Consider the following 25,004-nt stretch of genomic DNA (forward strand, 5'->3'; position numbering starts at 1 on the left):
CATAGATCTAATAAGTAAAGAAAAATTTATTTAAAGGCGGATAACCAGGGTACCCGACCACACAGGCAACGCATAACCGAGTCAACAATAACGTCAGCCATGAGACCACAAGGATAAACGCGACTCCATCGTCAACAAGGTTTGGCTGAACGCCCCGTATAATTCCATAATCAAAGCGCAAGCGAACGATCGTTCCATCGGTATGACGAGCCTCTAGTGAAAGACCACGAAATCCACCCAGCGAAGAATCCCACTGACCATTTGCCGTTGTGGCAACCTGATAGACCCCGATGGGCATGGGACAATACTGAGAGGAAACTCTCACCGACATGATTCCAATAGCTGGAGACCGGACCACTATAACCGGAAAATCCTGAGGCACCAGCCGATCCAGTAAATGTAAGGCCAAGCTCAAGACGGTAATTAGCCAGTGTTCCTCCATTGAAACCGAGTGCGGCCCCAAGCTGGGTTCCATCAGCAATGCAATTTGGACAACCTGGATTGTATGGATTTGCTGGAGTCGTCGCCGTCTTGCCGTCTTTCTTTCCACAAGCGGTGGTCATCATGGCCAATGAGACCATCAGAAAGGCAAAGAAACTCCAAACAACAAAGTTCTTTATTTGGTATTTTTGATTCTTCATATTATTACCTGTTTCCTGTTTTCCTTTTTTCCTGTTTAAAGATTCCGTAAATTGTTCAATCATTTAACTATCAATAGTTATCCAATATTTCCTTCGTCTCGCCATTAAAGGCTTCATCTAAGACCATTCCAGCAAAACTGCCGAGTTCAACGTAGTCACTGTCAGGATAAATGCTGCGAGTTGTATCCACTGAACGATCTGTTTTCCATGCCCGACAATCATATGGTCCAAGAGAAACAAACCAACATCGAGTGGGAGGATGGGGAGCATAAGTCAAACCGAAATTCTTAAAATAAACTTTGCCGCCCAAAAGATCTTCCAGGACCTTTTCCATCACCGAGATCGATCCACTCATCGATCACGACAATAAGACCGCCAAGAAAATCTTCGAAAAAACCATGGTAGGCATACTTGTTATCTTTATGTTGCCAAATATTAAATTGAACTTCTTTCTCACTCGATCCTGAAGTGAAGTAACCTTCTTCTTGGTACCCATTATCAACGTAGCTGATAGTGACAACGCCACCGTACCCATTTCCAGCTTTGGTCAGATTCACATTCAGTCGAATGTCTTTTGGGCTGTTCATGGGACGACCCGTGTACTCACCCATGCGCTTATTTTTTCTCTCTGATCAACACCAGTAATCTTAAGCTCTGCTGATCCTCCCCACTCCCAATTGGATCCTGGACCTTGTCCCGGACCGTTTCCAGGAGGAACATACGGCCCTTGCGGAACCTCAACAACAGGAGGTGTATCAGGAGGAGTCTCTTTCTTTTTTTCCTTTGCACAGCCAGCCAGTACCGCCAGGCCAACGATAGCTACCAGAATGTTTTTCTTCGCATCATAATCACAACCTCTGTTAAGCCCGACAAACCAGGCTCGTTTCTAACAACCAGTTAGTGCCAGGCCCGTGCCCAAATGAGACGAGTGTCTATAACTATTTGAAACAACTAGATAAATGTATATTTTTATATGATGGCTAGACACCATGAAGAAGTGTCAAACAGACGGTGTCCAGACATAAATTGTCATTTTCTGTGAAACCTTTGTATTTACAATGGTATAGCAAATTTAGAAGTCTGGCTTTAGCACCTGCACCACCTTAGCCCCGGGATTCTTGCCTTTGGCAGCATTCGCACAGATCATTACTAACGAAATGAAAAAAGCTAAAGGTTTTGTCAATTCCGCCGACATAGGACTTAGGGAGTTCGAACAATGACTAAAATAAACTCAGCCAGCCTTCTTGCCGCTTGTGCCGTCATCTTTTTGTAGTGAAGGTTATCATCGGCGTTATGGGTTGAGACACAAACGTTAAGCGAACCTAATAAAAAACCAATCAGGGTTTTTAAGCCCCTTCTTTGGGTGTCTAAAGCACGCAGATTTAAATTATAGCCCGAAACTGTACCTCTAACTGTGGCCTATGAATTGCATGAGTCTCGTTGTGACACATACAGAATTGCGTTTGTAACTCTCCATCCTGATTTGTGTGTTTGCGGCAGTAGTTTATCAGGTAAGGTTTTCATCAAGTTGGTGATCTGATGTTTTGTAGAAGCCTGAATGAAGATAGCATTTTAAATTAGATTTCTCATATGTCCCCAAGCCTGCTTCTTTCTGCCCGCAACTTCGGTCCCAACTCCAAGCATCTCTGAGAGGGAGTAAGTCAGCCGCCACTGGCGTCCGGCATAATTCACGTCACTCCCAACCCGAGCATTTGCAATTCCAAATTGATCGGCCCACTGCCTGCCAAAGATTAAACCTGCGGGTATTTGTATACCTTCTAACAGAGACAACAAGTCAGCCTCTGAACCCGACCCACGCAAATATAATACTTGATTGGAATACAATGCTGTCATGATCCTCATGAATAACTCTTGAATCTCGCCAGACATTGGTTCCGGGAGATAGACAAAAATCTTTGCCGAATCAAGATCTCCTTCAATCTGCCAATTCGAAGACTTCCCCTTGCTCTCAGTTTTGATTGTAGGTTCATGTATGGATTCAGACCCAGCCGAAGATTTAAAATCAATCTTTAGATCTTTCTCCCCCTTACGATACGGGTGAATGATGTGGGCCAGGCCCAAGACCTGAACCAAATAAGTCTCTCGTGGCGAAAAACTGACATTGACTCTATTGACATTCAATCTACTCATCGGCCCCAGGCTAACAGAGGGACCCTCGCTCGTCACTGAATACCCCAACCAATAACCCACCCACTACCCCAACGCATCATCATAGACTGCCTTGAATGGGACGAAACCGAAGCAAGTGATCAGAGCAGGGGGATAAGTCGGCAAAATTTTCCTCCGCCTCAGGACCAAATTCATGCCTTTTCTGACTGATGCCTTCAGAACAAAAAATGAAATCCGATAATTAACTTGTGAATCCTATTTCAACAAGGAGGGGAAATGGATAACTTAAAAAAGACAAAAGAAACGAATTTACAGGCAAATGAGCCCCAGGTTGTAGCAGAATTCCGCATCAACGCAGTGCCAACCCAGACAGATCAATTCCTGATGGACTACAACCACTGCTGTCTCTGTGGAAACGAACTCCTGTTTACCCATGCAACGGATTTTGCTGCTTTGCACGTCCAAGAAGAGTCTTTTTTGTACGAAGTGCAACATTCGCACAAGGCAAAAATCACCACGGCCTTCAATAGAAAATAAGAAAAAATCATATCAAGTGGAAGCACTGCGCTACCCACTTTCTATCTACTGACAGTGAGCCAATAACCTCGCTATAAGTAATTCAAATTGAGCGTTAATGAATACGTTCTCCTCAGCATGGGGGGACGTATGAGCAATGCGCGTTCAAAATAAGTAGAAAACAAATCCCGAAACCCTTTGGTATGGTTTGGTTTAAATTCGTTTTGGTTTTGCGCTGGCTGTACTCACTGAGGAAGACCCATATTTATGAGCAAAATAGTCATTGGAGTACCCAAAGAAATAAAATCAGGGGAAGCCCGGGTTGCAGTCACGCCAGAGAGTGTTGCGAAGCTGATAAAAATGGGATTTTCGGTCCAGATCGAAAAGGGTGCTGGGGGAGCCCGCTAGTTTTTCTGATTCGAACTATACCCTAGCTGGAGCACGTGTTCTTGAGAGTCCTGCGGACGTATGGAGCCAAGCCGACCTCATTCTTAAAATCAATCCACCTCAGTGGAACCCTCGAACCAACTCTCACGAAGCAGATCTCCTCAAAAAGGAAGCACATCTCATTAGCTTTATTTGGCCAGCTCAGAATTCAGATTTGCTCAAGAAACTATCCCAATCCAAGGTGACTGCGCTCGCCCTGGACTGCATCCCACGGATTTCGCGAGCCCAGAAGATGGACGTGCTGAGTTCGATGGCAAACATTGCAGGTTACCGCGCTGTCATCGAGGCCGCTCATCAATTTGGCCGTCTTTTCACTGGACAGATCACCGCCGCTGGCAAAAAATGCCTCCAGCAAAGTTCTCGTTATCGGCGCAGGAGTTGCAGGGACTTGCTGCTGTCCGGGGCCGCTCGAGCTCTTGGAGCTATCGTCAGGCCCTTCGACACTCGTCCAGAAGTGAAAGAACAAGTCAAAAGCATGGGCGCTGAGTTTCTCGAACTCAAATTTAAAGAAGAGGGTTCGGGCGGGGGCGGCTACGCAAAGGTCATGAGTCCCGAGTTTATCAAAGCTGAAATGGAGCTCTTTGCAAGGCAAGCAAAAGAAGTCGACATCATTATTACCACCGCTCTCATCCCAGGAAAAAAAGCTCCTCTTTTGATTGATGGTGCAACGGTCGCTCTCATGAAAGAGGGATCCGTCATTGTCGATATGGCCGCTGAACAGGGCGGCAATTGCGAATTTAGTCAAGCTGACCAGATCGTTAAAAAATGTGGAGTGACCATCATTGGCTATACAAATCTTGCCAGCCGACTCGCAACGACAGCCAGCGAACTACTTGCCTCAAACCTCGTTCACCTTCTGACAGACATGACAAAAGGTGAAACTGGTTACCACATCGATATGAAGGACGAAGTCATTCGTGGCGCCCTTATTTTAAACAGTGGTGAAATCACTTGGCCTCCTCCGGCCCCAGCAACTCCTCCAATTGTTCTCGAAAAAGTTTCCTCCGAAAATAAAAGCCTGCAGTCAAACCAGAGTTGAAAAAGGCGAAAAAATTCTCGAGAGTTGATTTCACTTTACTTGGAATGGCCGCTCTTTTTTTTCCTTGGCCAAAATGCACCCTCAGAATTTCTTGGCCATTTTAGCGTCTTTATTCTCGCAATCGTGATTGGTTGGCAAGTGGTCTGGAACGTGGCTCCGGCCCTCCACACTCCTCTCATGAGCGTAACCAATGCAATCAGTGGCATTATTATCATCGGAGCGCTTGTTCAGTTGCGTGGCGACTCACTTGGAATTGCCGGTGCACTTTCGTTAATTGCCGTCGTTATTGCTTCGATTAATATTGCTGGCGGTTTTTTAGTAACAAAACGCATGCTACAAATGTTTCATAAGTAGGAGAAAAGATGTCCGAAGGACTTCTCACCGTTTCTTATCTTGCTGCGAGCCTTCTATTTATTTTAAGCCTCGGTGGACTTTCCCATCAAGAAACTGCACGCAAAGGCAACCTCTATGGCGTTTTTGGAATTGCAATCGCCATATTGGTCAGTCTTGTTGGCGCTCATGGACTGAGACTGATCTCTTCCGTCATGGCCATCTTATTGGGTGGAGCCATTGGAGCCCTCATCGCGGCGCGAGTGGCAATGACGGCTATGCCAGAATTAGTTGCTATTTTGCACAGTTTTGTGGGACTTGCGGCCGTTCTGGTGGGGGCTTCGAGTTTTTTGGTGGAGATATTGAAAAACCTCAATGGCATGGCTCAGCTCATTCATGAAATTGAAATCTTCGCTGGTGTTGTTATCGGTGGAATTACCTTCACAGGCTCAATCGTCGCATTTGCAAAACTTCGGGGCTCCATCAGTGGCAAGCCCTTGCTCCTACCAGCCAGACATATTCTGAATTTGTCTTCTCTCATTGGCTGTGTCGTACTCGGCATCTTGATTTCACAGATGATGGGGCTAGAACAAAGCTCGGCCCTTTTCATCAGCATGATTCTCATTTCTTTTTTTATGGGCTGGCATTTGGTCATGGCTATCGGAGGGGCTGATATGCCGGTCGTTGTTTCTATGCTCAACTCTTATTCTGGGTGGGCCGCGGCGGCCACGGGTTTTATGCTTTCCAATGATCTCCTCATTGTAACTGGAGCGCTCGTTGGAAGCTCAGGTGCTATTCTGAGTTATATCATGTGCAAGGCCATGAACCGTTCGATTTGGAGTGTGATCTTTGGAGGGTTCGGTGCAAGTCCCTCAAAATCAGCTCAGACCAAAATTCCGCCTGCCCAGGTGTTGTCCATGAAATCAGCGCAGAAGAAACCGCAGACCTCATGCTCAACGCACAAAATATCATGATTATCCCGGGATACGGAATGGCCGTAGCTCAAGCTCAGCACCCTATTAAAGAAATCACTTCTCTCCTCAGAGATCGAGGGGTCAACGTCCGATTTGGAATACATCCTGTTGCGGGGAGACTACCTGGTCACATGAACGTGCTTCTCGCAGAGGCCAGCGTTCCCTACGATATTGTGTTTGAAATGGATGAAATCAATCGCGACTTTCCCGACATTGATGTCACGCTCGTTATTGGTGCCAACGACATTGTGAACCCAGGGGCACTTGATGACCCCTCAAGTCCCATTTTCGGAATGCCCGTCCTTGAATGTTGGAAATCAAAACACGTCATCGTCATGAAAACGAAGTATGGCTTCAGGATACTCGGGCATCGAAAAATCCCCTCTTCCACAATGACAATACAAAGATGCTTTTGGCGATGCAAAGCAGAAGGTATCCAATATTTTGAACTCGATTCAAACTCAATCTCATTAGCTGAAATCTGACTGTCCAGTTTGATTGGGCAAGTGCTCATTATAACTGGCCTGGTTGATTGTTGTTCCAAACTCCACGCTGAACTAAATCCCAGGAATTCAGGACTTCAAACATGCGTCGCAGCAGCGCTCCCTTTGTGAGCACTGCACCAAGCCGAACCCTGGATCCTGAATTCCTGGATTTTCTTGGACACAGATTCATCAAAGCTTGCGGGCCAGCCGCTGTATTAAAATTTGAATTTCCTTGGCGAGACTCCTAAAAATCAGTCGCACCACGGTCGTTCGAAAGTTTCTTTTTTCGGTGACCATGATCGTGAACCGCGCCGACCGACAGATCATTGATTTTTGCGTGAGTCGAATGTCGGCCAAGGGCAGCTCAAAAAGATTGGATTTGATCCTTTATTATCTCTTAATCACACCTACGCCATGCTCAGAGCCAATATCAATCGGCTCATACGTAAAACCTGATGTACAACGAAAGATCCCAAAAGGCTTAAGGATCATATTGACCTCAGTGAATTTTCACAATCACCAGATCATCTCTCAGTGAAAGCTTCGAAAAGAAAGATCTAGATTTTAATACAGCGGCTGGCCCGCAAGCCTTTGGTGAATCTGTTGTGTCCAAGATACAGGGAGCTGGCTGAACTAAATCTCAGGAATTCAGGATCGAGTTCGGCTTGGTGCAGTGCTCACAAAGGAGCGCCTGGACCCATGTTTGAAGATCCTGAATTCCTGAGATTTAGTTCAGCCAGGACCTTGAGTTTGGGACAACAATCAAAGCAGGCCAGTTTAAGAGAGTCAAATACCTCGCCAGTCTCCTTGACAACAAATAACGCATAGCGTATTCAGGTGGCGTCCTCGGAGGGGAGGGGGATATTTGGTCATCCTACCATTCTGAAAGGAAATCTCTAATGATAGATCCAAGACAAGCTCCCAATCCCCGCACTCTCTTCTACCTGGGCTTGCTTTTGTTCAGCCAGGTTTCTTTGGCAATACCTCGCTGGGAGGAAGTAAACCATTACCAAGGAGGGGCATCTAATCCCTTGGTCATTTTCGCTTGTAAAAATGAGATCGAGTTGCCGGCTGACGACGGGCGCTGTGCAGCATTGCCTGAGTCTGCCATTTCCCCAGTGTTAGGAATAGGAGGAATCAGTGACCCTCAAATTAATGTTGAATACGTCCCAGCCAAACCTGAGGCTGATGTAAGGGAATAAATACGGAGCTGTGTTTTTGAGATGTCCTGAAAAATACAGGGCAAGCCTTTATAGATCGGGAATGTTTCCAGGCCAAATATCTCAAGTTGTCTGTATAGCCAATCAATGGAACCACAACCGTCGAGAACCTCCCCCTGCAAGTCTCTTCTCAGGTTGGTTCAGTTGTGGCAATGGCTTCCAGATAATCTCGATGAGTGGTATGTATACACAAAGTGCTGGGCCGGTCGAGTATCAGCTCTTTTGTTTGCCCGCGAATGACAAATAGATTGATTGCCACTCGCTAAATTTACCACTGGGCTAAACAGACTCTTCAGGTCGCTTGGACTTTCTTTCCAGATCTAGAAGTATTCGTTTATTTTCAATACCTCCCCCAAATCCAGCCAATTCTCCGCTCTTGGCGATAACCCGATGACAAGGGACAACAATCGAGATGGGGTTTTTGGAATTGGCCATCCCAACAGCGCGGGCCTTTTTAGAATCACCGAGGCGTGTTGCCTGTTCCGAATAGGAAATTGTCTCGCCATAGGGAATGCTCAGAAGCTGCTCCCACGCACTTTTCTGAAATGCTGTTCCCACCATGACAAGCGGGAGGGAGAATTCAAATCGTTTGCCCGCAAAATACTCACAAAGTTGCTTTCGAGTCAGCGCCATCATCGGGTGATCTTCGGAATATTTAAGCGGTTGATTGATCGATTTGATTTTTTCCTTGTCCCAGTCCTTTTGCCAAAAAACCCCATGCAAGCCGAGATCAGAAACTAAAAGGCAAAGCTCTCCCACCGGACTGTTCACACTGCTGTAAAAAAAATCTTTCCCATGTGCTTTCACAACAAAATTCAAAAAATTCATCTCAATATTCATTTATGCTTGCTCGGCAGCTCCTCGACAAACGCAATTGGTGACTGTTGATTGAGCTCAATAATTCCTCCCAAATAGCGTTTTCGGTACGAAAAAAAAAGCTTTCATATGCTTTTCAAAGTATATGACACCATTTGTTTCAGCTGCATCAAAGCTATACAGATCGATTTCAGGGCGCTCCTGTCTGATGCCATAGAAGGGAAGCACGACAGATTTAGCACAGCAAGAAACAAAAAACATGGTGGCAACTGATCGACTGATATTATTAAACGTGGATTTCGGAATTTTCCTGCCATTGGCGTCTAAAACCCCTCCAAGAGGATCGGAATGACCTATCCAAATAATCCCAGCAGTATAGGGGTGGCGAAGCACTTCTTCTAAGTCTCTTTCGACTGCAGCAAAATGGGTCACCACGCCAATGCCCCTTTGTCTGAACCAAAAAGAAATTAACTCTATCTTATCAAATTGAGTTATTTTCGCCCCATCCACATCCCCTATTAGAATGTGAACCTTTTTTGACAAATCTGACGAAGCTGATGAGGAAACCGAACAAAATACAACAAAGACTGTCAAATATATACAGATCAATGACTTCAACATTGGAATAGACTCTCCTGGCGAGTTGTTTGAACTTTACGCCAACTGAGTGCAATTCAAAAGCCAATCACTTTTGAATTGAAGAACAAGCAATGCGTTTACTTAGAGGACCGCCAGACTACAAAGAAACTGCTAAATTCTATTTGCGATTCGCAACGACACTGATGACAAGCTCTCCTTGAGCTCCACCTCTTTGTTGACTTATTTTACCTTCCTTTCCGGGAGGCACAAGTATTTCAGGTTTTGAAGAAACCATCCTTTTGCCATCCTTGTAATCCAGCTCAATCTTAAGACTAATAGCGTCCTTAATGTTGTGATGCTCTTTCTCAGTGGCAACAACAGAAAATCGCATCCTCTTTGTTTGATCCTTTGCTGTTTGAATGAGCTCCGTCTTATCTCCAGACATTGTGTCTATTCGAGGTTCAGCAATGAGAGTCCCGTCGACAAATATCTGCGCTTTTACCTCATAGCTAAAGCTCGCCCCTGGAGTTGAACCAGTACCAGAACCTAAGGCCAAGCCAGCAAAACAAATCGAGCATAAAAATATCAAAATTGTCTTTATCCTCATAAGCCCCCCGAAATAGTCAGTTCAATATTTTGATCACTTCTATTTTATTCTATTGTATGGGAATTGAATTATGCAAATTCTTTAACCCAGGATCATCAGGCGAATAAACAAGTCCTTCGGCGAGAGTTGCTTTGGCCAGGGCTAATTGATTTGTCTGTATATAGGCCTCCGACTCCAAGCGATAAGCTTCTGGATAGGCTGGATAATCCAGCTTAATTTTTTGAGACACCTCAATCGCTTTCGCAAATTGAGCTTTTTCAATCAAGATTTCACCCAGCAAAACTCCCGCAGTGTAGTAGCCGGTTCCATGCCGGTAAGACAAAGCGGTTTCGAGCAAGCCCATCAAGCGATTCTTATCCTTTACCCCCATGGCTTCTTTTACAGAATGGTTTAGTTTTTCATACTCAACAACAATGTCCTCTTTTCTATATCTGATTGAGTGCCATTGATTGAGCGTTGCCACATCAATTGGCAGATTCATTCTTGTTGCACTTGCTTGAAGCGCGGCAAAAATGGGCTCGTGCACCTCAGAGAAAAAAATGGGCGGATATTTGATCGCATGAGCAAGAAACTGAACAGGATCGGCCCCCGGAATCATTTCCATAAATGCCTCTAAGCGACCGACTGACGTCTCAATCATCACGGACTGGGAAACACTCTTTTGATTTTTACTATAAAAATCAAAAGGAATATTGTGCTCCAACTTTACGTTGTCATCCGTATTAGGAACACTGGACTGTTTCAGAAAGGTATTGATCTGATCTCTTCCACCATAAAAATAGCCTAGAAAGTCATAAATTGAGGTGAGTCCCTCAGAAACTAACATTTTTTGAACACTTGGCGATTGATAAACTCTTTCGAAGCGATTCCAATCCACTTTTATGGGATGATTGGAACCAACGGCAACAGAATCATAACCGTAAACAAATAGGTACGTATAAGGAAAGGCTTCCTGAATGGCTTTCAAGGCCATTTTATATGAATCCGCCGAAAGCCCCTCGTTCTGAATCCATTGGCAAAAAATTCCTTTTTCAGATAGTTTCTGTGAAGCCTCGATATAGTATTCGCGCGAATAAAGATTACCAGCACCCGAGATCAAGGGACTGATCGGATCAGAAGTAATAACGTCATATTTTTTATTTTTGTACTTGAGATAGATGCGTCCATCTTCAAGAACGACCCTGGTTCGAGGATCGGCTAAGGGTTGGCCATTGATGTGATTAAAAAAGTGACTGGCCTCGACGACACTCTTCTCAAGTTCTAAAACGTCAACACTTTCAACACTCTGATGGGATAGCACGTGACCAGCCGTGATACCTGTTCCCAAACCCACAACAGCGACCGTTTTCGGATTTTCATGAAGAAGCAGTGGCACCTGTCCCAGAAGCATTAAGTGTCTGCGATCCCCATGTCCAGCGCCCGCAACCGGCTTTCCCGAAATTCGCAATCCAATTTTTCCTGTTGAAAACTCATTTGCGGTCACCGCAACACTGCCATGAATACCATCCCTGTAATAGAGGAGTCGGGCTGGAGTATTTTCTCTCTGCTTTTCCAGCGCCTCCAAGGCCCCCTCGGTTGCCATAGACATATAAATTCCTTGATTCGTCGCCAAAGGATCATGAGGAGGAACAACAAAGACACAAACAAGAGTCAGAAAAGACACCAAAGAAAAATACTTAATTTTCTCTTTGAGAGCGGTCCCCGGAATGAGAAAAAATAAAAAAGCAGCTGCGACAACCCAACCAGTCACAGCAGCCAGACTTATCGTGTTACAAACTCCCATTAAAGGAATAAGAAAAAAACCCGTCAACAAGCTCCCAATGACACCTCCGATCGTATTGAAGGCGTAAATTCTTCCAGTCGAAATTGATAAGCAATCGCTGGCGCGAAGCTCTTGATACAAATGCAAAGCATAGGGGAAAAATGCGCCCATAAAGAAGGTACTCGGTAAGACAATCAAAGCAGAAATGAGCAATTGGGAAAGAATGTACCCAACACCTGATTCACCCCCAGATAGGGTCAAATACAGATGACCATACCAATAAGGCAGATCATCATAAAAGGAAAGGGTGACAAGCGCGCATATTCCGATCATCGCCTGAATAAAGAACACTTCCACTCGCCAATTTTTTGAACGTCTCAAAAGAGCCGAACCCGCCATACTTCCAAGACCAACTCCAAGCAAAAATATCACCAACATATTTGTGAAGGCGTGGACGGTCGCACCCAATATCCCGCTCAACATCCGAAACCAAGCCAATTCAAGGACAATCGAAAGACCGCCTGATATAAAAAACAAGATCTCGAAACCACGCGTCTTGAGACTCGACGTCCCCTCACCGATCTGCGTGCCTGGTCGAATCGGCTCCAGCTTGAGCGTCTTTGGTGCAATCATAATAGCCCAATAACCAATCAAAAGGTCAAATATCCCCACTCCCACGCAGGTCCTTAATAAGCCCCAATTTGGAATAAAAAAGAACCCGGCCAACAAGGTTCCAGTCAATGCTCCAATGGTGTTGACTCCATATAGGCGACCCGCCAAAGCACTTGATTCTCCCCCTTTTTGCGCCAGTGACCCTACCACCGCCGGCAGGGTCATTCCCATAAAGAGGACGGGTAAAACCATCATCGCAAATGTGATCACGAAGCGAATGGCAAGAAACAAGAATGGATTTTCTGTGCTCATCCCATAGAGCCAGGCAAAAAGAGGGGTTGTTGATCGAAAAATTGGAATAGAGATAAGACCAAGTAGACCTATCGCTATTTGTAACAAGCCGTATGTTCGAAGTGGCTTTTGAAGAGCCCATGAAATTTTGGGTAAGAGCCAACTCCCCAAAGATAGGCCGCACATAAAAGCCGCAACAACGGTGGCACTGCTGTAGAGAGAATTACCTAAAATATAGGACAGCTCCTTTGACCACGTGATTTCAAGAACAAGACTGGTGGCTCCAGACAGAAAAAATGCCAAATATAGCCAGAAATGGTTTTTCATCGCCCCTCAAAAATTCACAAAAGGAATTTGGAATTGGAAAATTTAAATATCCCACATATCATTTAGGATATATTGAACAATCAAATGATCATTCCGGGCCAGGGATTTATCCAATTCAGTGCAGAACCCTTGATGAACTCGACAATTGTCGAGTGCAAAGAGATTCACCTCCAGGCGCCAAAAATCTCTTCTCAATGCTTTGAGGGGCGGGAGTCTGAAGCAAAGCTTTTAGGAATGGTGCGCCAAAGGCATCTCGCAAATCGTGAGCTTTTATAAATATATTAAAAATCAAATACTGCTCGCCACGATTGTCGAGAAGGAACCCGACTCCCTGATGAGAGCCCTCTTCGAAGCCTTGTTTCATCCTTTTCTGAGTATTCCTTATTCTCGCTCCACTCAATGATCCCAATGATTTCATTAAAAAATCTTTGTGATCAGCTGCAAAGTCTCGCAGTCCAATGTTGAAATAAAATCTTAGATTATCCTGAGTGAACTTCGGTATCTGGTCAATCCCCCGTATATCTCGAATTCTACCAGCAACAAAAGCCTCATACTCTGCAGAATCCTCGAAGCCGTTAAATGTCTCCTGAACTATCCTAAGCAGAGCTGGCGCCATTCCTAGGGGATCTTCCACTTTGTCCAATCTGTAACCAAAACTGATCACGATTTCGCCGGCCCCGTTGCTACCAGTGTAATAGTCAGCCCAGCTTGGACCGAAGGAGGAAGCCATAATAAAAAACTCCTTCTCCCATCGCAAAATAGCGTGAAGTTGACCCTTCATAATCACCAAAGGCGAAGCTGAGTCTACTTCCATTGAGATAGAGTCCACCTGAGGTTTGAGTGAAATAGGCTTACCCTCCTCTGAGAGAAACAATACGGGGTGACTGAGTGCCAACTCCACAATTTGCCCTTCCCGCGGCTCCAGGACACTCAGCATACTGTCTCGACTTTCACCCAAAACTTTGCTTTCTTTCATGGGAGTCAGAAGAGCCCAATTCATGGGAGAAGCAGGGCCGTGATCAGCATATTTTGCCAAGGATTGAGCCAGGGCAAAAAGTGTCCGATCCACATCCTCCTCCGCCTTTGCGGGTAGATATGTCGCAGTGAAAAGGATCCCTAATAATAAGACCGAGGAACTCACCCTAATCATCCTCATTTTTTCTCCCTTTCATTAGCAGGGTCGGATACATTGAGTGCAGCCACGATGCCTTCGGCAATTGCGCGATTAAATCCCTTCAAGGCCGCAAGCTCCTCGACGTCTGCCCTCCGAATCTCTTCAAGGGAAGAAAACTGAGTCAGAAGAAATTTCCTTTTCTTCTCGCCCAGACCTCGCACCTTGTCAAGAGAAGAGGAGAGAAGCTCCTTTCCTCTGAGGCCGCGATGAAAAGTAATGGCTACCCGGTGAGCCTCATCTCTCAGTTGCACCAAAATATTTAGGCCACTCGATCCACGACGAAAGGTCACCGGATTTTGACGTCCGGGAAGAAAAAAGCGCTCCTGTGATTCATGAACTTCCTGATCTGTAAACGAACCCTCCGTTCGCGCCTTGGCCATTCCAACCACTGGAATCTCTGGCCGCCCTAGCTCCTCCAAAACTTCGGTCGCAATTTTTAACTGTCCTTTCCCTCCATCGACCACGATCAGCTGGGGATCTTCCCATTCCGCATGAGAAAGACGACGAGACAAAACCTCCTTCATTGAGGCAAAGTCATTCGGACCTATCACCGTGTTTATTTTATATTTGCGATACTCCTCCGGCCGCGGCTGCCCCTCCTCAAATACAACCTGAGAGGCAACCGTTTGAGATCCTTGAAAGTTAGAAATATCGAAACACTCTATCCGACGCGGAAACTCAGGAAGAAGTAACTTCCGTTTAATTTCTTCTAAACCCGCGAGATGATCCTCTCTCTTTTTCACTTGGTCTTTAAAGTGGCTTGTGGCATTGGATTCAGCCATACTCATTAGTCTTCGTCCTTCTTCATCCAATGCATGAATCAAGCGAGGTCGCTTTTTCCCGCGCTCCCAAAACACATCACCAAGAAGTTTAACGATATCGCCGCCCAAATCGACAGGAAGCAAGATTTCATTAGGTATCACATTGTCTAAATAGTACTGATTTAAAAAGGAAGTCATCCACTCCCGTGGATCTTCACCCAGCTTTTTCACATCAAGTTTCGGAAAAAAATGCGAGCGATTTCCAATCACTCGACCTGAACGAATATGTATAGTCTCAATCAAAGTGCTCCCCAACTCGCTGTGGTAGGCGACAATGTCGATATCCTCTTCGTTGATGGACACCACACTCTGCCTCTCCCAGACCGAAGATATCGCTCTCAAACTATCCCGCAATCTGGCAGCAGATTCATATTTCTCTTCTTTTGAGGCCGCCTGCATCCGCTGGGTCAAATCTCGAACCAACTTTTTATTTCCACCCCGCAAAAACTTAAGAGCCTCCTTGATCTCATTCAGATAATGAGCCTTTGTAATGAGATTTGTGCAAGGAGCAGAACACCGACCAATCTGGTGGGTCATGCAGGGACGCTTGCGCGCGACGAAGAATGAATCGGAGCAATCTCGAATTTTGAAGTTCCGATTTAGAAACCGAATCATGTCCCGAACGGCACCACCGTTGGTATAGGGGCCAAAATAGAGAGAACCATCGCTGATCACCCGACGATGCAAATAAAATCTAGGGAAAGCATCTGTCATGCTCACTCGAATATAGGGATAAGATTTATCGTCCTTGAGCCGAATATTGTATCTTGGGCGAAATTTCTTGATCAAGGAGGCTTCAAGAAGAAAGGCCTCGACCTCCGTGTGAGTGATCATATAATCAATGGAATCAATTTGGTTTACCAGATAGACCGTTTTGGGACTCTGGTCTGTGCTCTGGTTAAAATAAGATCTCACCCTCGCTCGAAGACTTTTTGCTTTTCCAACGTAAATGATTTTACCATTTGAATTCTTCATTAAGTAGACGCCGGGTGACTCAGGAAATTCCCTAATACTTATCTTTAAGACTTCCCTCTTCTCTTCGCTCATGGCACACCCGCCTCTAAAGAATACCAAAAAGAAAACAGATCATTCCCCATTTTCTTTAGGTTCAAATCCACCCTCTAAAGCCACTAGACTTTCGCTATCAACCTGCCCTTCCTGCATTAGAATTGAGCGCATTTCGAGTCGCTTGATTTCGTCTCGTATTCGTGCCGCCTCCTCAAATTCCAATTCCTTGGCCGCCTTTTTCATTTCTCCACGAAGGCGCTCCACTTCCTTTGCAATTCCCTTGGCATCCATTCCATACTTTTTTGTGGGTTCAGAGACCTTTGAATATGATTTTGCACCACCTCTTCCAACTCTCTCCTTGGCCTTTCCCCTTGTTTTCGCCTTTTCCTCTTGAAGATTAGCCAACAGATCAAAACCATAAATCTCGGCGAGCCCTTTGCTGACTTTCTTTATAATGGTCGTGGGAGTCATTCCGTGTTCTTCATTATAAGACTGTTGAATAAGGCGTCGACGATTTGTCTCGTCCATGGCCTTTTGCATGGATTTTGTCACAGTTCCACCGTAAAGGATCACCATTCCATTGGCATTTCGTGCAGCCCGACCAATTGTTTGAATCAGAGATCTTTCTGAGCGTAAAAACCCCTCTTTGTCAGCGTCCGTAATCGCCACAAGACTCACCTCAGGAATGTCCAAACCCTCACGCAAAAGATTAATTCCAATCAAAACATCAAAAATACCCAAGCGCAAATCTCTGATGATCTCCGTCCTCTCGACCGTCTTAATATCACTGTGAAGATATTTAACCTTAACACCGAGACCCTCAAAATACTCAGCGATGTCCTCGGCTGATCGCTTTGTTAAAGTGGTGATGAGCACCCTTTCCTTCTTTTTTGAACGAGCCCGAATTTCACCAAGCAGATCATCTACCTGATCCCGGGCAGGACGCACTTCAATCACAGGATCGAGAAGTCCGGTGGGACGAATGATCTGCTCCACAATCAGCCCTTCACTTTTGGACATTTCATATTCGCCCGGCGTGGCCGACACATAAATGACCTTATCCATATAATTTTCAAATTCCTGAAAATTAAGGGGTCGATTATCAAGAGCCGATGGAAGACGAAATCCATGATCAACAAGTGTCAGTTTTCTCGCTCGATCACCTCGATACATGCCTCCAACCTGGGGCACGGTGACATGGGATTCATCAATAAAGGTCAAAAACTGAGAGGGAAAATACTCAAGTAAAGTCGGAGGTGCCTGTCCAGGCTCGCGCCCTGTGAAGTGGCGGGAATAATTTTCGATGCCTGGACAAAAACCCATCTCCGTCATTAATTCTAGATCATAGGAAGTGCGCTGCTCAATTCGTTCTGCTTCCAAAACCCTTATTTGCTGCCGATAATGTTGAATTCTCTCTCGGAGCTCTTCACGAATTGTTTCTACTGCCACCTTCGCTCTTTCATCGGTACTCACGTAGTGACTTCCTGGATAGATTGCAATTTTATCGATTTCCTCAAGGACTGTTCCTCGCCAGGGATCTACCCAAGAAATTCGATCAATAAAATCCCCGAAAAATTCAATACGAATGGCCTTCTCTTCCTCATAAGGCGGAAGAACATCAACAACATCTCCCCGCACTCTGAATGTCCCTCGATGAAAATCCACATCGTTGCGCCGGTACTGGATTCTGACCAACTCCCTTAAAAAACGATCCCGCCTCAGATCCATATTTTTTTCTAAACGAATCAATAATCCTTCATAAGCCTCTGGAGACCCAAGCCCGTATATGCAACTGACTGAAGCAACAATGATGACGTCACGCCGCTCAAACAAAGAATGGGTCGCCGCATGCCTCATGCGATCAATTTGTTCATTGATGGCCGAATCCTTTTCAATAAAGGTATCGGTGGATGGAATATAGGCTTCGGGTTGATAGTAATCATAGTAGCTGACGAAATACTCCACCGCATTTTGAGGAAAAAGTTCTTTAAATTCAGCGAAAAGTTGCGCTGCAAGTGTTTTATTGGGAGCCAAAACGAGTGCCGGAATGTTGAGCTCAGCAATAACATTCGCCATTGTAAAGGTTTTTCCGGAACCCGTCACACCAAGCAAAACTTGATGTTTGGATCCCGCACGAATATTTTCAGTGATATCCCGGATCGCCCGCGGCTGATCTCCAGCAGGTATAAGAGGAGTGACAAGTTGAAAGTTTCTACCTACCACCGCCTGCGTTCGCCCTTCGCTCTTGACCAAAACAAACCTACCTCTTTATTTGGCTACTTCCCAGAGGGTCCCTTCTGGACTGTCCTGAAGGGCAATCCCCTTGGCCGTCAAATCATTTCGAATTCTATCAGACTCTGCCCAATTTTTTTCCGATCGGGCTCGATCACGCTCTTCCACCAATCCATCAATCACCCCTCTCTCGAGACCCATTTGACTCAGAAGCATATCATCGAGAAGGCGTAAATACTCCGTCGGTCCTTCTTGAAAAAGCGCCAGAAGATTTCCCTTGTTTTTCAACCAATGAAAAAATACCTCAGAGATCGCCTTCTTTTCTGGAGTCATTTTTCCAGGCGTTCGGCTCAAACTGTTGTAGAGCCTTACTATTTCAAAGATTCGTGCCATCGCTTCAGGTGTATTGAAATCATCGTCCAAAGCCTCTTCAATCCCCTTGTCCGCCTTTTCAATTGCTCCTTCAAATTTCTCACTGAGTGGCACCAATTCCAAATTGGTTTTTATAGCTGCTTCCGCGTGAGCCATCGCAGAGTAAATACGAGCCAAACCCGAGATCGCGCGATGAATCTGGTCGGTATTTAAATCAACGGTGCTACGATAGTGAGATGAAATCATCATGAATTTCAAAATTTCGGGGTCGTATTGCTCGAGAAAGTTTCGTCCGGTGCGCACATTACCCAAAGATTTACTCATCTTCTGATCACCGAAGTTAATCATGTTATTGTGCATCCAATAACGCACAAAAGTCTTTCCCGTGCAGCCTTCACTCTGGGCGACTTCATTTTCATGATGCGGAAATACCAAGTCGAGACCACCACCATGAATATCAATCGTGTCTCCCAATAGGCTTCGCGCCATCGCCGAACATTCGATATGCCAGCCTGGACGTCCAGCCCCCCATGGAGATTCCCAGGATGGCTCGCCGGGCTTCGCCGATTTCCAAAGAGCAAAATCCGCCGGGTGCCTTTTCCTCTCGTCCACTCCCACTCTGTGCCCCGCTTCAAGATCCTCCAGATTTTTATTACTCAACTGCCCATACTTCTCAAAAACGTGCACATCAAAATAAACGTCGCCATTTTCGACATAGCCCATCCCTTTTTTTATCAGCTCACTGACGAAGGCAATGATCTCCGGCATAAATTCAGTCACTCGCGGATTTCGTGAATGAGGACGTAATTTTAAACTTGCATAATCTTGTTTAAATTCCTGAATGTATTTTTCAGAGATCTCGCTGGCTGTAACGCCTTCCTTTTTTGCTCGATCGATAATTTTGTCGTCCACATCTGTGTAGTTGTAAATGTAGGTGACTTTAAATCCCTTGTGTTCAAGCCAATTGCGGACCAAATTAAAAAATATGGCGCCCCGAAAATTGCCAACATGAAGTAAATCATAGACCGTTGGTCCGCAGACATACATACGGACCTCTCCCTCCCTCAAGGGAACAAAGTCTTCTTTCAAATGAGTTTTAGTATTTAATATCCGCAACCCCAAAGTGGACTCCTTTTGTTCAAAATATTGACCGATACAGCCCGCCATTTGGGGCCGTACTTTTCCCCTCAGTCAAATGCAGAAAGAACCTTTTCTGCTCGTTCGATTAAAAGACTTTTTTCTAGCAAAGGCACGAGAATCTTTAATTCCGCCCCATGAGGTTTACCAAGAACCGCAACTCTGATGGGCATAAACAGGAATTTTCCTTTTGCACCACAATCGCTTTTGACCTGCTCCTGAACCGCCAAAAAGTCGCTCTCACTCAAATATTCAGCCCTAAAACCAATCAACAACTCGCGCCACTTCGCAATCACCGCCGGAGTGGATTCCCACTCCATCGTCTCTTTGGCCTCAGGCAACACCTGAAAATCCCCCCTAGACAAAGGGCGAAATAGTTCAATCCCATCCTTTAGAGTTTCCATGTATGATTTCATGAGACTCAGAGCTCTGTCTTGCCAGTCAGGGTCCTCAGAAAATTGAAGGCCCGCCTCGTCCAAAAATGGCTTGAGGCGACCCCATAATTCTTTGTGAGACAATGCCCGCAGATGAGTGGCATTGACCCATCTCAATTTCACTTCATCAAATACGGCCGGCGATGGATTAAACCGATCCAGACTTATTTGCTCAATCATCTCCTTCATAGACATGATTTCTTGCCCCTTCGGCGAGCTCCAGCCCAAAAGTGCGATAAAATTATTGAGGGCCTCGGGAAGAAATCCGCTCAGCCGGTATTCATTGCAACTGGTTGCCCCGTGTCGTTTGCTCAGCTTTTGTTTGTCAGGACCCAATATAATAGAAAGATGCCCAAACTCAGGAAGGGCAATCCCGAGACCTTCATATATCATCATCTGGCGCAAGGTATTGCTCAAGTGCTCCTCTGCCCTCAATACATGGGTGATATTCATGAGCGCATCATCAACGACACAACAAAAATTATAGACGGGCATTCCGCTCGACCGGACAAGAACAAAATCTCCAACCATGTCAGATGGAAATACCACTTCCCCACGAATCAGATCTTTCAGCACATAATTTTTCTTTTGAAGAGGAGTTTTAAACCGGATTGTCGCAGGCTCCCCCTGCTCAACGCGCCGTTTCGCCTCAAGTGCTGACATGTCCCGGTAAGGACTATTAAATTGCACATTTTGCCCTTCCGGATGAAGGAGGCTCTTCTTTGCTTCCATTTCAGCGTCTGTCATAAAACAGTAATAGGCATGCCCACTTTCAAGAAGCTGGATCGCATATTGCTGATAAATGTATTTTCTCTGACTCTGCCGATAGGGTCCGTGCGGGCCCATGTCTTGAAATGTCTTCGGATGAGGACCTTCGTTCCAATTCAAACCCAACCATTCCAGATCAGCCAGCTGCATCTGCATGGATTCGTCTGTTGATCGCGCCTCATCTGTGTCTTCGACCCTCAGGACAAAGGTCCCACCCCGGTTTTTAGCTATCAAATAGCAGTAGAGAGCTGTGCGTGCCCCTCCGACATGAAGATAGCCAGTGGGACTTGGTGCAAAGCGGACACGCAGGGGCGATGTGAATGCAGGAGACGAGATACTCATGACCATTGTTCCTTTTCTAAAAATTCAGGTGAAACACAATGGCCAAAGATGCCCGATCTTTGATTCAGGAGCAAATGGGCTTACAAAAAAATTAAATTTCTCTGGTGATTAGAGTCCGAAAATAGCGGCGATCTCGCCCTCTCTCCTCAGCTCGTCCGTACTCGTCGCGAGAGAAAGTTCTTTAAGAAGCAAGCTACGAGCCGTATCAAGCATCTTTCGCTCACCAAATGAGAGTTCCTTGTCGACTTTAAGGACAAAAAGGTCCCGCAAAACTTCAGCAATCTCGAATACAGATCCTGTTTTGATTTTTTCCATGTATTCGCGGTAGCGACGGTTCCAGGTCTGATTATCGACCTTTACATCGGTATCACGCAAAATGTCGAGAACTTGAGCTGCCTCACCCTTAGAAATAATCGGTCGCAATCCAACCGACTGTGCATTATTCCTCGGAACCATGATTTTCATACCAGATTCGACAATCTGAATCGTATAAAACGTCTGTTTTGAACCCAGTATTTCTTTGGTTTCGATTGCAGTCACTTGGCCAACACCATGGCCAGGATACACGGCATTGTCACCAACATTGAATGAAGTCATTCACTAACCTCCAGCTTACGGTCAACAAAAGTCCCGTCCCCGAAAAAGACCCAAGACCTTCGAACAAGAGAGGGTTATAGCATTTTTGACACGACTTATCAAACGATATAAAGATGATTCCGACAATATCCTTGAAAAAAATACTAGATACCGACGCGATCTCTCTTAAAATACGATTAGGCAATCCTGTTACCTGATAAAACAATCTACATAAAGTGACGCTTTTTGTCTGTGACACAAAATGTCAGTTGGACATCAAAGATGTCAGTAAGATTCAAAGGTCCCTGTGGATTTATTTTTATCGACATTCGGTGCTACAAACAGATGATTATGAAAAGAAATGTAAAAGCCCGGCTCGACATAATGAGCCAAAGCCATGGCCTCTGCGAAGTTTTGGGTGGCATCCGAATCATCAAATCCCACGGGCTTCATCGCTCCCGTAAATAGGACCGGTACAGGGGGCGAAGGCTCCTTCGCAAAACAATATTTAAGGGTCAAGGCCATCGTGTCCGTCCCATGGAGAACAACAATGGGGATTCTATGTTTCAAAGATTCTGAAATGGCCTGCCAAATGAGCTCGCGATCGGAGGCGGTCATGTGTAGCGAGTCTTTGGCCATCAAAACTCTAAATTGAACTTCGGTATGCGGAAGACGCAAACGACTCAACAGCTTCCTCTCAAGAAGAGATTCGCGATTTTGCAGATCCCCCTCTAGCTCATCGTAGGACTTTTCTATAGTTCCACCGGTTGTGAACACAATAATCCGTTTCTTATTCATGACTCTGAAATATCATATTTACTTGCGAGAGCCAGCCAATTTCATGTTATGAGTCAAGTTGACGAGGTCTGTAATGAAAGAAGATAACAATTCAAAAACCCCGACCAAGAACTTCATCGATGATATCATCGAGAATCATAAAAAAAGCGGACGGTTTGGCGGCCGGGTCCATACTCGCTTCCCACCAGAACCCAATGGCTATCTCCATATCGGCCACTCAAAATCAATTTGCCTGAACTTTGGCATCGCACTCAAATATGGTGGAAAATGCAATCTTCGTTTTGATGACACCAATCCCCTGGCCGAAGATATTGAATTCATTGAGGCTATAAAGGAAGATGTCCGATGGCTTGGATTCGAATGGTCAGAACTTCATCACGCCTCCGATTATTTTGATCAAATCTACGACTACGCCGTTAAATTGATTCATAAGGGTAAGGCCTATGTCTGTAGTTTAAATGAAGAGGAGGTTCGAAAGTACCGAGGAAACTTGACGAACCCAGGCCAAGAGAGCCCCTACCGCAACCGCTCTATTGAGGAAAATCTCGATCTTTTTACACGCATGAAGGCTGGGGAGTTTGCGTCGGGAGCACACACCTTAAGGGCTAAAATTGACATGGCTTCAGGAAATATGAACATGCGCGATCCGCTCCTTTATCGCATCCGCCATGCCAGCCACCCAGTGACGGGAGATAAATGGTGTATCTATCCGCTTTACGACTTCACCCATTGCCTGTCGGATGAGATCGAGGGTATCACCCATTCCATCTGCACGCTCGAGTTTGAAGATCACAGACCTCTTTACGACTGGATTTTGAATGAACTCGAGACTCCTGTCCATCCCCAGCAAATTGAATTTTCGAAATTGGTTCTCACATACTTTACTTTTTCGAAACGAAAACTCAAGGAGCTGGTCACATCGAAGCTGGTCTCCGGCTGGGATGACCCAAGAATGCCAACTTTGAAGGGGATTCGACGAAGAGGATTTACTCCAGCCTCTCTTCTTCAGCTTTGTGCGCAGACGGGAGTCAGTAAGAGCGATTCATTGATCGAAATTGATGTGTTGGAAGAGTGCCTGCGTGCGGATCTGAACGACAAGGCACAGAGAAGAATGGCGGTATTAGACCCCATCAAACTTGTCATCACCAATTACCCCGAAGGAAAGGTTGAGGAGCTCACTGTCCAAAATCACCCCCAAAAGCCTGAACTCGGCCAGCGTCAGATGCCTTTCTCGCGAGAAGTCTACATTGATCGCGAAGATTTTATGGAAGATCCCCCAGAGGATTATCTACGCCTAAAGCCTGGAGGCGAGGTTCGTCTCAGACACGCCTATATTGTCAAATGCGAAAAAGTCATTAAGAACCAACAAGGTCAGATTACAGAAATCCACTGTCATCACGATCCCGAGACCTTAGGGAAAAACCCCGTGGGACGCAAGGTGAAGGGAATTGTTCATTGGGTTTCAGCTCAGCACGCACATCGGGCTGAAGTGAGGCTTTATGACCGCCTTTTCACTGTCCCGAACCCGAATGCCGATAAAGAACGACATTTTACTGATTTTTTGAATCCAAATTCTCTGGAGATAAAAACCAATTGCGCTCTTGAACCGGCATTGGCCCATGCGGAACTCGGTGAGCAATTTCAATTTGAGAGGGTTGGGTACTTCTGTTTGGATTGCGTGGATTCAAAGCCCGGATCTCCTGTTTTTAATCGAGCCGTCACTCTGAAGAATACTTGGGAATCAAAGTAAAAGAATGTTTTCAATCACTGATTCGATGTCGGCCTATTCTCGCACCAACCTGGTTATCTGGTTGGCCCTAGCCATGCAGGCCGGAATTCTCAATGTGGGTGGGTTCTTGGCATGCGGCCGTTTTGTTTCGCATGTGACTGGGTTTGCTGGTCATTTTGGCATGGAAGCAGCCCACTCTCAGTGGTTTGCCGCTTTTGGTATGCTCACCGTACCCTTGTTCTTTCTGTTGGGTTCTATTCTTTGCGCAGTGTTAGTTGATTTTCGGCTCAAAACCCGACGACGTCCGCTGTATGAAGTCACATTTGGAATCTGCTGTGCATTCATCTTCATTCTATCTGGAGCTGGTCAAATTGGATTTTTTGGTGAATTTGGAAAGCCATTGGACCTAAAGCATGATTACACCCTTCTCGCGATCCTTTGTCTCGTCTGCGGCATTCAGAACGCCATGGTCACAAGTGTTTCCAAATCAATTGTGCGCACCACACATCTGACGGGTATCACGACCGATCTGGGAATTGGCATTGTGCGTTGGCTCCATCGACACAAGTATCCTCAGTTTGGAGAGGAAGAGAGAAAGGCCAACACCATGCGCGTAGGAATTATCATTTTTTTTGGAATTGGGTCGATGGTGGGAGCATGGGCCTTTTACAATTGGGAATATTTGGGCTTTGTAATTCCTGGATTTATTTCCTTTGGTCTTTTTGCTAAATCCCTCCGAAGGTTTCGAGTTCTTGAGCCAAAAAAGGAAAATTCCTGAAGGCCATCTAAATGAATCGGGTGGCCTTCAGGTCTATCAAAACGGAAAAATAAAAAGCA

20 protein-coding genes and 2 pseudogenes are annotated in these 25,004 nt (G+C 45.5%); 7 read left to right on the forward strand and 15 right to left on the reverse strand.

From position 1 onward, the window contains the following. Positions 1-7: 7 nt before the first annotated feature. From IPL83_11595 to IPL83_11610, 4 genes are all read right to left on the reverse strand, one after another. Positions 8-550, reverse strand: coding sequence for a hypothetical protein (locus IPL83_11595; protein ID MBK9039786.1), 543 nt, complete (start codon positions 548-550; stop codon positions 8-10). 161 nt (positions 551-711) lie between these two features. Continuing rightward, positions 712-951: a hypothetical protein gene (locus IPL83_11600; GenBank protein ID MBK9039787.1), complete on the reverse strand. Its 240-nt coding sequence runs from the start codon at positions 949-951 to the stop codon at positions 712-714. Next, a complete protein-coding gene (locus tag IPL83_11605) occupies positions 929-1,252 on the reverse strand; it encodes a hypothetical protein (GenBank protein ID MBK9039788.1) in 324 nt (107 codons plus the stop codon). The genes IPL83_11600 and IPL83_11605 overlap by 23 nt, the downstream gene beginning before the upstream one ends. A gap of 961 nt (positions 1,253-2,213) precedes the next feature. Beyond that, complete coding sequence (locus IPL83_11610) at positions 2,214-2,852, reverse strand: hypothetical protein (GenBank protein ID MBK9039789.1); 639 nt, start codon at positions 2,850-2,852, stop codon at positions 2,214-2,216. 195 nt (positions 2,853-3,047) lie between these two features. Here IPL83_11610 and IPL83_11615 point away from each other — a divergent pair, with 195 nt between their 5' ends. The 5 genes and pseudogenes from IPL83_11615 (at position 3,048) to IPL83_11635 (ending at position 7,764) form a co-directional block, all read left to right on the forward strand. After that, a complete protein-coding gene (locus IPL83_11615; protein MBK9039790.1) occupies positions 3,048-3,308 on the forward strand; it encodes a hypothetical protein in 261 nt (86 codons plus the stop codon). A gap of 255 nt (positions 3,309-3,563) precedes the next feature. Then, positions 3,564-5,127: pseudogene (locus tag IPL83_11620) on the forward strand (Re/Si-specific NAD(P)(+) transhydrogenase subunit alpha). An 8-nt stretch (positions 5,128-5,135) separates the two neighbouring features. After that, positions 5,136-6,551 (forward strand): annotated as a pseudogene (locus IPL83_11625) (NAD(P)(+) transhydrogenase (Re/Si-specific) subunit beta). Positions 6,552-7,165: 614 nt separating this feature from the next. After that, positions 7,166-7,390, forward strand: coding sequence for a hypothetical protein (locus IPL83_11630; GenBank protein MBK9039791.1), 225 nt, complete (start codon positions 7,166-7,168; stop codon positions 7,388-7,390). A gap of 71 nt (positions 7,391-7,461) precedes the next feature. Further along, positions 7,462-7,764: a hypothetical protein gene (locus tag IPL83_11635; GenBank protein ID MBK9039792.1), complete on the forward strand. Its 303-nt coding sequence runs from the start codon at positions 7,462-7,464 to the stop codon at positions 7,762-7,764. A 297-nt stretch (positions 7,765-8,061) separates the two neighbouring features. Here IPL83_11635 and IPL83_11640 read toward each other — a convergent pair whose 3' ends face one another. The 11 genes from IPL83_11640 to IPL83_11690 all read right to left on the reverse strand — a co-directional run bounded on the left by IPL83_11640 (position 8,062) and on the right by IPL83_11690 (position 22,438). Further along, a complete protein-coding gene (locus tag IPL83_11640; protein MBK9039793.1) occupies positions 8,062-8,610 on the reverse strand; it encodes a methylated-DNA--[protein]-cysteine S-methyltransferase in 549 nt (182 codons plus the stop codon). Positions 8,611-8,676: 66 nt separating this feature from the next. Then, entirely contained in the window at positions 8,677-9,219 is a 543-nt protein-coding gene (locus tag IPL83_11645) for a hypothetical protein (GenBank protein MBK9039794.1), read from the reverse strand. Positions 9,220-9,355: 136 nt separating this feature from the next. Further along, a complete protein-coding gene (locus IPL83_11650; GenBank protein MBK9039795.1) occupies positions 9,356-9,784 on the reverse strand; it encodes a hypothetical protein in 429 nt (142 codons plus the stop codon). A gap of 49 nt (positions 9,785-9,833) precedes the next feature. Next, the gene (locus tag IPL83_11655; protein MBK9039796.1) at positions 9,834-12,776 is read right to left on the reverse strand and encodes a fused MFS/spermidine synthase; all 2,943 of its coding nucleotides are present in this window, start codon (positions 12,774-12,776) and stop codon (positions 9,834-9,836) included. 115 nt (positions 12,777-12,891) lie between these two features. Further along, on the reverse strand, positions 12,892-13,932 hold the full coding sequence (locus IPL83_11660) for a hypothetical protein (GenBank protein MBK9039797.1): 1,041 nt from the start codon (positions 13,930-13,932) through the stop codon (positions 12,892-12,894). Beyond that, positions 13,929-15,818, reverse strand: coding sequence for an excinuclease ABC subunit UvrC (gene uvrC / locus IPL83_11665; GenBank protein MBK9039798.1), 1,890 nt, complete (start codon positions 15,816-15,818; stop codon positions 13,929-13,931). The genes IPL83_11660 and uvrC overlap by 4 nt, the downstream gene beginning before the upstream one ends. A gap of 39 nt (positions 15,819-15,857) precedes the next feature. Beyond that, positions 15,858-18,002 (reverse strand): excinuclease ABC subunit UvrB, encoded by a 2,145-nt coding sequence (gene uvrB, locus IPL83_11670; protein MBK9039799.1) that lies wholly within the window; start codon positions 18,000-18,002, stop codon positions 15,858-15,860. A 45-nt stretch (positions 18,003-18,047) separates the two neighbouring features. Beyond that, positions 18,048-19,550, reverse strand: coding sequence for a cysteine--tRNA ligase (locus tag IPL83_11675; GenBank protein MBK9039800.1), 1,503 nt, complete (start codon positions 19,548-19,550; stop codon positions 18,048-18,050). Positions 19,551-19,570: 20 nt separating this feature from the next. Continuing rightward, positions 19,571-21,064, reverse strand: a complete 1,494-nt coding sequence (locus tag IPL83_11680) for a glutamate--tRNA ligase (protein MBK9039801.1) — start codon at positions 21,062-21,064, stop codon at positions 19,571-19,573. A gap of 108 nt (positions 21,065-21,172) precedes the next feature. Continuing rightward, entirely contained in the window at positions 21,173-21,661 is a 489-nt protein-coding gene (locus IPL83_11685; GenBank protein ID MBK9039802.1) for a CarD family transcriptional regulator, read from the reverse strand. A 264-nt stretch (positions 21,662-21,925) separates the two neighbouring features. Next, positions 21,926-22,438: an asparaginase gene (locus tag IPL83_11690; protein ID MBK9039803.1), complete on the reverse strand. Its 513-nt coding sequence runs from the start codon at positions 22,436-22,438 to the stop codon at positions 21,926-21,928. A 73-nt stretch (positions 22,439-22,511) separates the two neighbouring features. Between IPL83_11690 and IPL83_11695 the strand changes: the two genes are divergently transcribed. Both IPL83_11695 and IPL83_11700 read left to right on the forward strand, forming a co-directional pair. Further along, positions 22,512-24,188 (forward strand): glutamine--tRNA ligase/YqeY domain fusion protein, encoded by a 1,677-nt coding sequence (locus IPL83_11695; protein MBK9039804.1) that lies wholly within the window; start codon positions 22,512-22,514, stop codon positions 24,186-24,188. Between the two features lie 4 nt (positions 24,189-24,192). Beyond that, entirely contained in the window at positions 24,193-24,945 is a 753-nt protein-coding gene (locus IPL83_11700; GenBank protein ID MBK9039805.1) for a DUF1275 domain-containing protein, read from the forward strand. Positions 24,946-25,004 lie beyond the last annotated feature (59 nt).

Source organism: Bdellovibrionales bacterium (assembly GCA_016716765.1).
In the GTDB taxonomy this organism is placed as follows: Bacteria; Bdellovibrionota; Bdellovibrionia; order Bdellovibrionales; family UBA1609; genus JADJVA01.